Annotated in this window: 10 protein-coding genes; 3 read left to right on the forward strand and 7 right to left on the reverse strand. The window is 75.7% G+C overall.

The features are described 5' to 3' along the window. The 3 genes from AOK18_RS27085 to AOK18_RS27095 all read right to left on the reverse strand — a co-directional run. A partial coding sequence (locus AOK18_RS27085; RefSeq protein WP_478078855.1) for a family 4 glycosyl hydrolase occupies positions 1 to 629 on the reverse strand: 629 nt, incomplete at its 3' end. Between the two features lie 56 nt (positions 630 to 685). Then, entirely contained in the window at positions 686 to 1,861 is a 1,176-nt protein-coding gene (locus AOK18_RS27090; RefSeq protein WP_055696043.1) for an ROK family transcriptional regulator, read from the reverse strand. A gap of 249 nt (positions 1,862 to 2,110) precedes the next feature. After that, positions 2,111 to 3,199 carry a mechanosensitive ion channel family protein gene (locus AOK18_RS27095; protein WP_055572195.1) on the reverse strand — a complete coding sequence of 363 codons (1,089 nt, stop codon included), beginning with the start codon at positions 3,197 to 3,199 and terminating at the stop codon, positions 2,111 to 2,113. Positions 3,200 to 3,583: 384 nt separating this feature from the next. On the opposite strand from AOK18_RS27095, the gene AOK18_RS27100 reads away from it, so the two are divergent. Beyond that, entirely contained in the window at positions 3,584 to 4,138 is a 555-nt protein-coding gene (locus tag AOK18_RS27100; RefSeq protein ID WP_055696039.1) for an HNH endonuclease, read from the forward strand. A 100-nt stretch (positions 4,139 to 4,238) separates the two neighbouring features. Here AOK18_RS27100 and AOK18_RS27105 read toward each other — a convergent pair whose 3' ends face one another. The 4 genes from AOK18_RS27105 to AOK18_RS27120 form a co-directional block, all read right to left on the reverse strand. Further along, positions 4,239 to 5,621 (reverse strand): FtsX-like permease family protein, encoded by a 1,383-nt coding sequence (locus AOK18_RS27105; protein ID WP_055696040.1) that lies wholly within the window; start codon positions 5,619 to 5,621, stop codon positions 4,239 to 4,241. Beyond that, positions 5,618 to 6,376: an ABC transporter ATP-binding protein gene (locus tag AOK18_RS27110; protein WP_079105207.1), complete on the reverse strand. Its 759-nt coding sequence runs from the start codon at positions 6,374 to 6,376 to the stop codon at positions 5,618 to 5,620. The genes AOK18_RS27105 and AOK18_RS27110 overlap by 4 nt, the downstream gene beginning before the upstream one ends. After that, positions 6,373 to 6,906, reverse strand: coding sequence for a PadR family transcriptional regulator (locus AOK18_RS27115; RefSeq protein ID WP_055696041.1), 534 nt, complete (start codon positions 6,904 to 6,906; stop codon positions 6,373 to 6,375). Before AOK18_RS27115 ends, AOK18_RS27110 begins: the two co-directional genes overlap by 4 nt. 155 nt (positions 6,907 to 7,061) lie before the next feature. Then, positions 7,062 to 9,953 carry a glycoside hydrolase family 84 protein gene (locus tag AOK18_RS27120; RefSeq protein ID WP_055696042.1) on the reverse strand — a complete coding sequence of 964 codons (2,892 nt, stop codon included), beginning with the start codon at positions 9,951 to 9,953 and terminating at the stop codon, positions 7,062 to 7,064. 278 nt (positions 9,954 to 10,231) lie between these two features. Here AOK18_RS27120 and AOK18_RS27125 point away from each other — a divergent pair, with 278 nt between their 5' ends. After that, the gene (locus AOK18_RS27125) at positions 10,232 to 10,531 is read left to right on the forward strand and encodes a hypothetical protein (protein ID WP_055573590.1); all 300 of its coding nucleotides are present in this window, start codon (positions 10,232 to 10,234) and stop codon (positions 10,529 to 10,531) included. Positions 10,532 to 10,786: 255 nt separating this feature from the next. Beyond that, positions 10,787 to 11,512: 4-alpha-glucanotransferase (locus AOK18_RS27130; RefSeq protein WP_206281599.1), on the forward strand; the 726-nt coding region annotated here is incomplete at its 3' end.

Here is an 11,512-nt window from a genome sequence, read left to right on the forward strand (position 1 = left end):
TCCTCGCCGCCGGGGCCGCCCCGGCGCACCGCGGTCTCCCAGGTGAGGTGGTTCAGGCCCACGTGGTCGAGGTGCAGTCCGGCGGGGTCGGTGCCGAGGCGGGCGGCGAACCTCCGCTGGAGTCCGATGGCGACGTTGCACAGCCCCACCGCCCGGTGCCCGGCCTCCAGCAGCGCCCGGGTGACGATGCCGACGGGGTTGGTGAAGTCGATGATCCAGGCGCCGGGGCTGGCGCGCCGGACCCGCTCGGCGATGTCGAGCACCACCGGGACGGTGCGCAGCGCTTTGGCCAGGCCGCCGGCCCCGGTGGTCTCCTGGCCGACGCAGCCGCACTCCAGCGGCCAGGTCTCGTCCCGCTCCCTGGCCGCCTGCCCGCCCACCCGCAGCTGGAGCAGCACCGCGTCGGCGCCGTCCACGGCCGCGTCCAGGTCCGGCGTGGTGACGATCCGCCCGCCGTGCCCCTGGCGGGCGAAGATCCGGCGGGCCAGGCCGCCCACCAGCTCCAGCCGGTCCGCGGCCGGGTCGACCAGCACCAGTTCCTCGACCGGCAGGGTGTCCCGCAACCGGGCGAAGCCGTCGACGAGTTCGGGCGTGTAGGTCGAACCCCCGCCGACCACGGTGAGTTTCATGACGTCAGGCCTCTCGGAGGAGCTCTCCCGGCAGGGGGAGCGCGCGTCGGTCGCGGTCAGCGGATGGTGTCGAAGACCTCGTTGCGGGTGGCCGCCAGCGCGCTCTCCAACGCGCCGCGCAGCACGGGCTGTTCACGGACGTCGCCCACGACCAGGCGCGGGCGGGGCGCGGCCAGTTCCTCCAGCTCGGCCTGGACGAGGGCGCGCAGCACCTCGCCGCCGGACGTGAGGACGGCACCGCTCAGGACGACGAGTTCGGGGTCGAGGACGGAGACGAGCGAGGCGAGACCGGTCGCCAGGCGGGTGGCGCAGGCCTCCAGGAACCGGCGGTGCGCCCCCTCGTCCGGCGCGGCGGCGGCACGGCCCACCAGGGCGGCGGCCACCTCGGGGTGCGGGCCGCGCGGGATGCCGGTGACGCCCAGCTCGCGGGCCAGCCCCGGCAGGGCCTGGGAGCCGGCCAGCTCCTGGTAGCCGCCGCTGCCCGTCCGGTCGACCCCGCGGGCCAGCGGGGCGCCCGGCACCGGCAGGAAGCCGACCTCGCCCGCGCCGCCGGTCCAGCCCCGGTGCAGCCGCCCGCCGAGCACCAGGGCGGCACCCAGGCCCTCCTGGTTCCACAGCAGGACGAAGTCGGTGTGTCCCCGGGCCGCGCCGAGGCGCTGCTCGGCGAGGGCGACCAGGTTGACGTCGTTCTCGTACGCGCACGGCATCGGCAGCGCGGCGGCGAGTTCGTCCAGCACCGCGGGGGAGTGCCAGCCGGGCAGGTGGGAGGCGTAGCGCAGGCGGCCGGTGCCCGGGTCGAAGGCGCCCGGGGTCCCGATGACCAGGCGGTGCACGTCGGCGCGGGCCAGGCCCGCCGCCTTCACCGCGCCGTCCAGGGCGGCGGTGACCTGCCGGACCGCGGAGGCGGCGCCCGCGCCCGCACGTCCGCCGGGGGCGGCCAGTTCGTACCGGCCGACGACGCGGCCCGTGAGGTCGGCGACGGCGGCCCGGACCGGGCCGGGGGTGACGTCGAGCCCGGCGACGTACGCGGCGGCCGGGTTCACCTCGTAGAGCCGGGCGCCCGGCCCCGGACGGCCCTCGGTGGTGCCGGTGGCGAGCACCAGCCCGGCCGCCTCCAGCCGGGCCAGGAGCTGGGACGCGGTCGGCTTGGACAGGCCGGTGAGCGCGCCGATCCGGGTGCGGGACAGCGGGCCGTGCTCCAGCAGCAGGTCCAGGGCGGCGCGGTCGTTCATGGCGCGCAGCACGCGCGGTGTGCCCGGGGTGCCGGCGGTTCCCGCCGCGGAGTGGGGCACCTGTCCTCCTGTCAGGAAAGTTTCCTTACGGATGGAGAGGAAGGTAGGCCCGGGGCGGAGAAGGCGTCAAGAGGGGGGAGCCGCCGGGGACGGGACGCGCAGGGGCGGCGACCGGGAATCCCGGTCACCGCCCTCGCGCGGGCGCCGGACACCGCGCCTCGCTCCGCCGTACCGGCGCTCCGGCGTCGGCTACTTCCTCGTGGTCGGCGGCGGGGTCAGCGGGGACGCCGCGAGGGACTGCGGCGACACGCTGTTCGCGTACGCGGACGGGGGAGCGACGGACGCCGCCGGGTCGGGGCCCTCCATCTCCACCGGGGCGGTGGCGCCCCCGACGATGCGGATGCCGGCCGCGTCGAAGGCCCGCTTGATGCGCCAGCGCAGTTCGCGCTCCACGGTCAGGGACTTGCCGGGCATCGTCTTCGCCGAGACGCGGACCACCATCGAGTCCAGCAGGACGGAGTCGAGGCCGAGGATCTCGATGGAGCTCCACAGGAGCTCGTTCCAGGGCTCCTCCTTGCCCATCCGCTCGGCGACGGCGACGAGGGTGGACTTGACGTGGTCCAGGTCCTCGTCCGCACGGACGGTCACGTCGACGTTGGCGGTCGCCCAGCCCTGGGAGAGGTTCCCGATGCGCTTGACCTCGCCGTTGCGCACGTACCAGATCTCGCCGTCGGCGCCGCGCAGCTTGGTCACCCGCAGGCCGACCTCGATGACCTCGCCGGTGGCGACGCCCGCGTCGACGGTGTCACCGACGCCGTACTGGTCCTCGAGGATCATGAACACGCCGGAGAGGAAGTCCGTCACCAGGTTGCGGGCACCGAAACCGATCGCCACGCCGGCGACACCGGCCGACGCCAGCAGCGGGGCCAGGTTGATCTGGAAGGTCCCCAGGACCATCAGCGCGGCCGTGCCCAGGATCAGGAACGACGCCACCGAGCGCAGCACCGAGCCGATCGCCTGCGAGCGCTGGCGCCGCCGCTCGGAGTTGACCAGGAGCCCGCCGAGCCCGGGGCCGTCCACGGCCTCGCCCGTCCGGGACATCCGGTCGATGAGCTTGGTGATCGCCCGCCGCACGACCACTCTCAGCACGGCGGCTATCACCACGATGAGCAGGACCCTGAGCCCGATCGCGAGCCAGGTGGACCAGTTCTCCTCCACCCAGCCGGCGGCGTTGGTGGCGCTCTCGTGGGCGTCCTTGAGCGTGGGCACCATCGGGGTCCCGGAATCCGAGGGGGTCGGGGACGGCTCCTCGGCCAGGGGGACGGCGGACAGGGACACGGCGGGTACCTCCAGGTGGCACGGTCTGCCCCCGGCGCGCGGTCAAGGTCTGCGGGCTCTTCAAGGTCTTCGAGGTCACGAAAAGGTCACCGGTGCGGGCAGAGGCACCACACTAACGGGGCATTGCGGGTCGACCCGCCCGATGGAGCCAAGAAGAGACGGCCCTCACCCGGACCCGCCCCGGCCGCCCCGCACGGACGCGCCACGGCCCCGGACGCCGGACGGGACCCGGACCACGGCCGGGTCCCGTCCGGGTCGCCTGTGGTCGAAAACACTTCCAGCCCGTTACCGGCACATGGTGGCGCGACGACCAGGCATGAGGGGAGACTGACTACGGATCGTCCCGGCGCGAGCCACGCGCCGCCGGCGTACAAGGAGGCATCCGTGCCGCATGTCCTGGTTCTCAACGCGTCGTACGAGCCGCTCGGCGTCGTACCGCTCCGCCGCGCGCTCGTCCTCGTCCTCGAGAACAAGGCCGTGTGCCTCGAGGAGTCCGGCGCCTACCTGCACAGCGCGACCGTCACAGTCCCCGCACCCAGCGTGGTCCGGCTCAAACGATTCGTCCGGGTCCCCTACCGGGGGCCCGTTCCCCTCACCCGCCGGGCGCTCTTCGCCCGCGACGGGGGCCGGTGCATGTACTGCGGTGGTGTCGCCACCAGCGTCGACCACGTCATCCCGCGCAGCCGCGGGGGCAAGCACGTCTGGGACAACGTGGTGGCGTCCTGCCGCCGCTGCAACCACGTGAAGGCCGACCGCCACCTGTTCGAGCTGGGCTGGCGGCTGCGCCACAAACCCGCCCCGCCCACCGGCCTGGCCTGGCGCATCATCGGCACCGGCCACCGCGACCCGTGCTGGCTCCCCTACCTCCAGCCCTACGGCGCGGACGACGTGATGGCCCGCATCGACGGCCTGTCCCGGGTGGACGGGATATCCGCCTGACGGACGGGCCGTCCGCATCCGCTCGGGCGCGGTGGCCGGGCCCCGGTCCCGGTGAACCCCCGTTCCCCCGGGCCCCGGGACACGGCCGCCGCGCCGGCCGTCAGGCGTACCGCAGGTGGGACGGGTCGGTGGAGCGGCGCAGCAGGGGGAGGGCCGTGGCCGAGGCCAGGAGGCAGGCCGCGTAGGCCGCCGCGGGGACCAGCAGGGCGGTCCACGGCAGGGACGAGGCGTTCGCCAGCGTGCCGTAGCCGGTGCCGACCGCCAGGCCGCCGAGGCCCGCGAGGAGCAGGGCGGGGGCCAGGGGCAGCGCGGTCTCCAGGAGCAGCGCCCGGTTCAGCACCGAGCGCGGCACCCCGGCGGCGGTCTGCGCGGACAGTCCCCGCCGGCGGGTGGCCAGCGACTCGGCGGTGCCGACGGCGAGGGCGGTCAGGGTGATCAGGACCGCCACCGTGATCGCCGCGGCGGTCAGGTTCAGGCCCGTCGTGTAGTACGCCGTGGACCCGGCCAGGGACCCCTGGTTGCGGTGCAGTGCTTCGAGGAAGGCCTCGCGCACGCCCGCGAACGCGGTCCCGACGACCGTCACCAGCAGCACGGCCGCGTGGGTCCGGGACGCCGCCCACGGGTCGGCGCGCAGCCGTTCCGCCGCGATCAGCACCGTCGCCGACCCGGCCCGGTCCGCGAGCACCCGCCCCATCAGCCGGGAGGAGGCCCCGGCCAGCCAGACCGAGCCCGCGCCGACCGTGAGCAGCGCGGCGAACACCGTCACCGGGAACTGCCAGGCGATGCCGTCGGACGGACCGCGGCCGTCCAGCGCGGACAGCACGCCCACCGCCACCACCAGCGCCACCCCGCCCAGGAACAGCCGGCCGGGACCGCGGGCCGAACGGACCTCCGGCACCCGGCGCACCGGGCCGAGCGGCGAGGCCACCACCCGGCGCAGCGCCAGTGCGCCCGCCGCCGCACCCAGGACCGGCACCGCGAGGGCGACCAGCACGACCACCGCCCAGGCGAGGGCGCCCGGCCGTTCCCACAGGCGCAGCAGGAGCAGGACCGAGAAGACGGCCGCGACCGCCGAGCCGAGCAGGCAGGCCAGACCGGTCTCCAGCGCGGCGATCCGCCGCACCTGCCCGGGCGTCGCCCCGGCCAGCCGCAGTCCGGCCAGCCGCCGGTCCCGGTGCACGGCGCCGACGCGGGCGCACTGCCCGAGGAATCCCAGCACCGGGACCAGCAGGAGCAGCAGGCCGAGGATCACGCCGGCGCGCGTCCCCGGATCGCCGACCAGCCCCTCGGCGAGGGACGTGCCGATCCTGCGGCCGCCCAGCGACAGCAGGACGCCGGCCGCGAGCGCGAACCCGGTGGCCAGTGCCGCGCCGGTCGCGGTGAGCGTGATCCGCCACCATTCCCGCCGGTCCGAACCGTGCGTGAGCAGCCAGGCCAGCCGCAGATCGGAGCGCCAGGTGGGCGAGGGGGCGGTGGCGTTCACGCGGTCACCTCCAGCGGCGTCAGCGTCCCGTCGCGCAGCCGCGCCTCGCGGTCCGCGTACGCGGCCACCCGGGCGTCGTGCGTGACCAGCAGCACCGCCGTGCCGGCCTCCCGGGCCGTGTGCGCCAGGGCCGCCATCACCTGCTCGCCGGCCAGGGAGTCCAGGGCACCGGTCGGCTCGTCCGCGAAGACCACCCTCGGGCCGGTGACCAGGGCCCGCGCCAGCGCGGCCCGCTGGGCCTGCCCGCCGCTCATCTCGCCCGGCCGCGCCTTTGCCTGCCCGCGCACCCCGAACCGCTCCAGCCACTCCCCGGCCCGCTCCCGCGCCAGGCTCCGCCCGGTGCCGGCCAGCATCAGCGGCAGCGCCACGTTGTCGAGCGCGGTCAGCTCCGGGACGAGCTGCCCGAACTGGAACACCACCCCGAAGTCGGTCCGGCGCAGCTCGCTCAGCCGCTTCTCCGGCAGCTCCTCCAGCCGCCGTCCGTCGTACGCCACCGAACCGGCGTCCGGGCGGACGATCCCGGCCAGGCAGTGCAGCAGCGTCGATTTGCCGCTGCCGCTGGGGCCGGTCACCGCCAGGATCTCCCCGGCGCGCAGCTCGACGGAGACGTCGCGCAGGGCGGGCGTCCTTCCGTGCGCCTTGACCAGGCCGCGGGCCGCGAGCAGCGGCTGTGCGGTGCTGCCGGTGCCGGTGCCGTCCACGGGGCTCCCGCCGCGCCCCTCGCCCGGGCCGCTCCCCTTGCTCCGGTTGCTCATGCTGCGTCGACCTCCGCGGTCAGAGTGGTGAGCCGGTCCTCCGTGGTGGTCATCCAACGGAGGTCGGCGTCCAGGTGGTTGAGGGCGTAGTCCGCCGAGAGCACGGTCGCCAGGCCGGCCCCGGCCGCGGACTTCACCGCGGTGAGTTCCCGCATCCGCCCCATGTGGGCGGCGCGTTGGGCACGCAGGTACGCGGCCGGGTCGCCGCCGGACAGGATCGACACCACGACCTTGGCGAAGATCTCGTTCGTCACGAAGGGTGCGGGCGGGGTGATCTCCCCGGCCCAGCGGGACAGTTCGCGCGTCCCCTCCTCCGTCGCCCGGTACGCGGTCCGCTCCGGCCCGCCGTCCGACCCGGTGCCGTCGACCTCGGCGAGGCCGTCGCGGACCAGGCGCTGCAGGGTCGTGTAGACCTGCCCGTAGGCCAGGGGGCGGGCTTCGGGGAACTGTTCGTCGTGGCGTCGCTTGAGGTCGTAGCCGTGGCTCGGCCCCGAGGCGAGCAGGCCCAGCAGGACGTGACGGGTGCTCATGGACCTCATTATGTACTGAGTATATGTACTGAGTGAATAGTGGCTCGCGAAAAGATCGCCGAGTCCGGGAGCCGGGGTTCACCGAGAGGCGGGGCGCCGTGGCGTCGCGGCCCGGGAAGGGCTCGGGCCGCGACGCCGCGGCGCCCTCCCCACCCTCACTCCGCGACCGCGTACGCCTCCACCGACCACAGGGAGTAGCCCCACTCGGTGGCGCGCCTCTCGCCCTGGACGCGGACGTGGCGGACGCCGGGTTCGTCCATGCGGAGCGTCTCCCGCCCGCCGGCGCTGTCCGTCACCGACGCCGCCGTGCGCCAGGTACGGCCGTCCGCCGAGACCTCGACGCGGTACGCGGACGGGTGCGCGTCCTGCCAGTGCAGCGCGACCTTCCCGAGCCGCACCGGGCGTTCCAGGTCGACCTGCCACCAGGCGTCGTCCTCGACCGGGGACGACCAGCGCGTCTCCGGGACGCCGTCGTTCGCCGCCGAGGCGGGGAAGTCGGGCGTCTCGTCGGCCGAGGAGCGCGCCGTGCCGGTGCGGGCCAGGTCGGGCCCGGCGGTGCGCGGGACGGCGTTGACGGTCAGCGTGTGCGTCACCCCGGCGAAGCCGAGCCGCACCTCGTACGGCCGGACCGGCGTCCCCGGCTCCACCGTCACCTCGACCGGCACCTCCAGGGCCGTGCCGCGCGGGACGGTCAGCTCGCCCTTGGGGACCTTCACCTTCAGGGCCTTCGGCGCCTGGACGGTCACCTTGCCGCGCACCTGCTCGGGGCGCAGCGACTCGAGCGTGGCGGTCAGCTTCCGGGTGCCGCCGATGTCGGCGTCCGCGGGCCCGTCCGGCAGCGTCAGCGAGACGCCGGGCTCGTCCGTGAACCACGGCACCACGTGCCGGACGCGGGAGGGGTCCGCCCCGGTGACGCGGACGGCGCCGGCCGGGCCGTCCACCCGCAGCTCGGTCGCGCCGGACGCGGCCAGCGTGCCCAGGCGGCGCCAGCCCGCGCCCGGCGCGTGGATCTCGACGGTCCCCGTGGTGCCGGGCTCCGCCAGGACCGTCACCGCGCTCAGGTCCCGGACCCGCGGCAGCTGGAGCACGCCGTCGTCCGACCGGCCGCCGGAGCCGGCGGTCGCCTCGCGGCCGATGCCCGCCCAGGTCTCGTACGCGTCCCGGGCCCGGTTCAGGAACGGGTCCAGGACGCCCTTGCCGACCGTCACCCGGGCCGGCTTCAACCGCGCCCGCCGATCGGCCAGTTCCCGGTACGCGGTCCAGGCGGCGCCCGCGTCGTCGGACTCCTGCGCGCGCAGCATGTCCAGCACGGTGAGGCCGGCCTCGCCGTAACGGGCCAGCTGCCCGGCCCAGGGGGCGACCTCGTCGGCGAGGGCGGCGGTGCGCGGGCTGCCGGCCAGGGTCCCGGGCAGGTCGCGCAGCACCGTGAAGGCGGCGCGCAGCCGCTTCTCGGCCGCGCGGCCGTCCTTGCCGCCGGCGTCCGGACGGGTCCGCCAGAACTCCTTCAGCAGCGGCCGCAGGTACGCCGACTCCTCGGCGCCGAGCACCGAGGACGCGTCGTTGCCCGCCAGCGCGGACAGCGCCTCGCCCAGCACGGGGTCGCCCCCCGCGAGGTCCTCGATCGCGGCCCGCCAGGACTCCTGGGGGTCGTAGCCGCGCGGGTTCCAGGCGAAGTCGGCGGCCGTGAACAGGGGGATGCGGGACGCCTCGGGCTGCTCCATCGCGTTCGCCAGCAGGGCGGCCGAACCGGCGGCCACGGCGGGCTCGCGGCCCTGGTAGGGGCCGAGGAAGATCCGGCCGGGGGCGAAGTCGTTGACCGGGTAGTTGTCCATGGTCACCAGCGGGCGCGCGAACACCTTCCGCGCCTCGGCCAGGTCACCGCCCGTGATGGTGCTCGGTACCACGCCGACCCCGGTCCACGCCACCTCCACCCCGGAGTCCAGGGCGTCCGAGAGGGCCCGCCGGTACGCGGTCGACCCGTCCTCGTAGTACTCGGTCGGCATCAGCGAGAGCGCCGCGGAGCGCGGGTGACGGTCCGCCAGGTGCCGGGCCACCGCGTTCGCCACGTACGCCTGGGCGCGGGCGGCGGCGTCGGGGCCGGACCCGAAGCGCCGCGCGTCCTCCCCGCAGTGCCACTCGCTGTAGCTGACGTCCTGGAACTGCAGCTGGAAGGCCCGGAAACCCAGCGCCCACATCGCGTCCAGCTTGCGGGTCAGCGCCCGCAGGTCCTCGGCCGAGGCGAAGCACATCGCCTGCCCCGGCGCCACCGCCCAGCCGAGCGTGACGTGGTTGCTCCGGGCCCGCTCCGCCAGCTCCCGGAACTCCGCGCGCTGCCGGTCCGGGTACGGCTCGCGCCAGCGGGCCTGCCGGTGGAGGTCGTCGCCGGGCGCGTACAGGAACCGGTTCTGCTTGGTGCGGCCCATGAAGTCCAGCTGGCCCAGCCGCTGCCGGTGCGTCCACGGGGTGCCGTAGAAGCCCTCGGTGATCCCGCGCACGGCGGTGCCCGGCCAGTCGCGGACCACGGCGGCCGTGAAGGTGCCGTCGGGGCGCAGGAGCTGACGCAGCGTCTGGACGGCGTGGAACAGTCCGTCCTCGCCCGCACCGGTGAGCGCGACGGCCTCCTCGCCGACGGTCAGGGTGTAACCGCCGGAGGGGAGGGAGTGGAGGTCCGACCGGAGGGATCCCGCGGTCCGCTCCACGCCCATCCGCACCACGAGCGCCCCCTCGGGCGCCTTGCCGCCGGGGGCGGTGAACCGGAGCGCGCCCGCCTCCCGCAGCAGCGCGCGCAGGGCCTCGACGGCGTGCGGGTCGGCCGACGCCTCGGTGCTCAGGACGACCTCGTCGGTCACCGCGACCGGAGCGCCGTTCGCCCGCAGGGACTGGGGGCGGGGCCAGACGGACAGGTCCGCCTCGACCCGGTCGGGGACGGGCGACGTCGTCGTCCCGGGGACGGAGGGGGCCGCCGCGGAGACGGGCGCGGCGCCCAGCGTTCCGGCGACGACGACGAACGCGAGAGCGGCGGCTCTCTTCCCACGCCGTAGCTGCAAGGCCCCTCCCGAGGAGACAGAACCGTTACGTGACAGGTCAGGAGCCCATCATTGTGCTCCGGACGTGTCAATGAGAGTGGCCGTTGTGGCGGGTTTGCCCGCATGTGGAATGCGGGAACGGGAACACCGAGAGGACAGGGGCACGTTCCACGGATTGGGGTGTCTGGCTTCACGCCCGTTGGGTAGGGGCTGCAAGGAACCCGCCGACAGGCGTGTTCGTACGCGAGATTTCCCGTGGTTCAACCCCATACCGAGTGATTCTTACGAGGAGGCCCTCAGTGGCTGCTGCACCGGCGTTCGTCCTGTCCCCGCCCCTGTCCAAACCCGAGGCGGACCCGTCCGCCGACCTCGACGGCCTGCACAGCACCGAAGCCGAAGGCATGTACGCCTGCGTCTTCAGCGCGGAGGGCCCCTGCGCGGGAGTCCCGCTCACCAGCGAGCCCCCGCTGCCCGACGCCGAGCCCCTCACCAGCGAGCCCCCGCTCTCCGACGCCGCCCCGCTGACCAGTGAGTCCGACGCCGCCATGGACGCCACCGGACTCGACTCCTTCCCGGCGCAGTACGTCCCGGAGCCCTAGATGGCCGGAGCCGGACCGGCCGAGCCGCCGCCTTCCGAGTCGCCCTCCGACCCCTCAGCGCCACTCCCCGACCCGTTAGCGCCGCCCTCCGGCCCTTCAGCGCCGCTCTCCGGCCCGTCGGGGCCGTCCCCCGGACCCTCCGAGCCCTCGTCCGGGCTTCCCGAGCCGCCCTCCGGCACGCCCGAGCCGCCCTCCGGGCCGGCGCCGGACCCCGGGCCTCCCGCGCCCGCGGGGCCCGCGGCGCCCTCCGCGGACCTGTCCCGGCTCGCCGCCCTCCACGGCGTCGCCACCTCCTACAGCCCCTCCCCGGACCGCACGGTCGCCGTCCCGGTCACCGCCGTCACCTCGGCCCTGGCCGCCCTCGGAGTGGACGCGGGGACCCCCGAGGCCGTCCGTGCCGCGCTCGCCGCCCGTGAGCGGGAGCGGGCCGAGCGGCTGCTGCCGCCCACCGTGGTCGGCTGGGGCACCGGTGTGCCGCCCGCCCTGGCCGCGCTCCCCGAGGGCACCCGGCTGCTCGTCCGCACCGAGCAGGGGGAGACCCGCCCCTCGGCCGGGAACCTCCCGCACGGTGTGCACCGGGTGACCGCCACCGCGCCCGACGGCCGCACCGGCGAGGCCCACCTGATCGTCGCCCCGACCGGACTGCCCGCGCCCCCGGCCCGCTGCTACGGGCTCCTCGTCCAGCTCTACTCGCTCCTCTCCCGCCGCTCCTGGGGCATGGGCGACCTCGCCGACCTCGGCGAACTCGCCGGCTGGGCCGCCCGCACCCAGGGCGCCGGATTCGTCCAGATCAACCCGCTGCACGCGGCCGTCCCCGGCCCTCCGACCGACCCCTCGCCCTACCGGCCGTCCTCCCGCCGCTTCCCGGACCCGGTCCACCTGCGGATCGAGGACGTCCCGGAGTTCGCCTACCTGAGCGAGCGCGCGGGAGAGGACGCGGGGGAGGGGGAGGATGCCGTGGGAGCCGGGGGCCGCGCCCGG

Origin of the sequence: Streptomyces prasinopilosus (genome assembly GCF_001419695.1) — a bacterium.
GTDB lineage: Bacteria > Actinomycetota > Actinomycetes > Streptomycetales > Streptomycetaceae > Streptomyces > Streptomyces prasinopilosus.